Raw genomic sequence first — 2,104 nt, forward strand, 5'->3', positions numbered from 1 at the left:
TGCATCATCCTTCTTAAGCAATTCTATGGAATTGGGGCGTTCCAGTATCTTATTTAGTGCTACACTAACGCCTACGGACTATTTTATTCAAACACTAGGAGGCCAAGAAACCGCTAAACGAATTGTTCTGACAAGTCCCTTTCCGCAGGAGAATCTTTGTTTGTTGGTGGCGGATAACATTAGTACCAAATACGTTGATCGACAGGCAAGTCTGGACGCTGTATGCGAAATGATCAACGCTTGTGCAACTTCGCATCCTGGGAATTATATGGTGTTCTTCCCCTCTCATCGTTATTTATCTGATGTATATGACCGTTTTCGCATTCTCTTCCCAGAGTTACAAGTTCTCCTTCAGAGTCCTGAAATGACTGAAAGCGATAAAGAACAATTTCTTTCTGAATTCACTGAGCAGGATACTAACACGTTGATTGGTTTTTGTGTTCTAGGGGGTATTTTTTCAGAGGGAATTGACCTTCCCGGCAAGCGTTTAGTAGGCTGTATCATTGTCGGCGTAGGATTGCCTCAGATTGGAGCACGGCAAGACGCATTGCGCAATTATTATGAAAACTCCATGGGAAAGGGTTTTTATTATGCCTATCAATATCCTGGTATGAATAAGGTCTTGCAAGCTTCTGGACGTCTTATCCGTACAGAGACCGATCGCGGGTTATTGCTTTTGATCGATACTCGTTACGCTTCTAGCAGCTATCGTTCTTTGTTCCCACCTCACTGGGACCATCTACGTTTCGTCCATTCTTCCAAGGAAGTTCTGCAAACGGCAATTCGATTTTGGGAATCCCGCTGACAAGTTGTTTTCATTGACAGATGGTTATATCTCTTTAATCGTGTAAAGCTATAGGCAAATAAAAAGACGCGCCATTGAAACAATGGTGCGTCTTTCTATTATTTTCTTTTCCGTCTCAAAATCGAACCCGCAGAAACTCTTTGTCCAACGGGAATTGAAAATTGCATCATAGCGTGTGGAGTAGACGAAATAGGCTGGCCATCGCCGTCGCGAATCCAATCCGGTTGTATAGAAATTACATCCCCGGAGGGTGTCAATATTTCCACCTCATCCCCTAACTGCCACTTTCCCCGCTGTGTACAGAATGCAATGCCATCGTCCCATGTGCCGACCACTCCTACTACTTCCCAGCCTCGAATATAGCCGCCTGTACGTGTATTCTGTATAGCATCCTCTTTTCCAAAATAAAAGCCCGGTGAATAACGTCTGTGCGAAATTTTAGTTAACTCTTCCAAAACATTTTCCGGACAGACAAACGCATTCGGATCCTCCAAATATGCATCCAATGCTTTTCGATAGGCGGCCGTAGTACTTGCAACATAATAAAATGTTTTTGCACGGCCTTCAATCTTCAGACTGTCCACACCCGCCTCGCAAATTAAATTCAAAAAAGGCGCTGTACACAAATCGTCCGCGTTTAAAATATAACTTCCTTCATCTGTCTCTCCGATTGGGAAATGACGATCCGGTCGGTGTTCTTCCACCAAACTCCATGACCAGCGACAAGGTTGAGTACACTCACCTCTGTTGGCATCTCTTCCAGTCAAATAGTGCGACAAAAGACATCTCCCGGAATAAGACATACACATCGCTCCATGGACGAAGGCTTCCAGTTCAAGATCAGCCGGCGTATTATCACGAATCACCGCAATATCTTTGAGTGATAATTCTCTTGCCAAAACCACACGTTTGGCGCCTAGTTCATAGGCCATATTGGCAGACATATAATTTGAAATTCCTACTTGCGTAGAAAGATGTATTTCTATATCCGGAGCATACTTTTTTACAATTGCGAGAACACCAAGATCCGCAACAATAAAAGCATCGATTCCGGTCGCAGATACTTGACGAACGAAGTCCGGCATTCTTGCAATTTCTTCATTGGTTGGAATCGTATTTAGAGTGAGGTAAACTCGCTTCCCGTGTTCATGGGCAAATAATACCCCATCTCTGATTTGTTCCATTGTAAAATTTTTAGGTGCACTCCGCATGCCAAATTCCGTGGCACCGATATAAACTGCATCCGCACCATAAAGAACTGCAAAGCGTAAACGTTCCAGATCCCCTGCAGGGCTCAGC

Annotated in this window: 2 protein-coding genes; one reads left to right on the plus strand and one right to left on the minus strand. The window is 44.0% G+C overall.

Annotated features, from left to right (window positions below; genetic code table 11):
* The coding region (locus AB5H98_RS13260) for an ATP-dependent DNA helicase (RefSeq protein ID WP_367926357.1) at nucleotides 1-805 on the plus strand (805 nt) is incomplete at its 5' end.
* Nucleotides 806-903: 98 nt separating this feature from the next.
* Here AB5H98_RS13260 and AB5H98_RS13265 read toward each other — a convergent pair.
* Complete coding sequence (locus AB5H98_RS13265) at nucleotides 904-2,103, minus strand: U32 family peptidase (protein ID WP_367926358.1); 1,200 nt, start codon at nucleotides 2,101-2,103, stop codon at nucleotides 904-906.
* Nucleotide 2,104 lies beyond the last annotated feature (1 nt).

The sequence above is a fragment of the uncultured Ruthenibacterium sp. genome, assembly GCF_963558415.1.
Taxonomy (GTDB): domain Bacteria; phylum Bacillota; class Clostridia; order Oscillospirales; family Ruminococcaceae; genus Ruthenibacterium.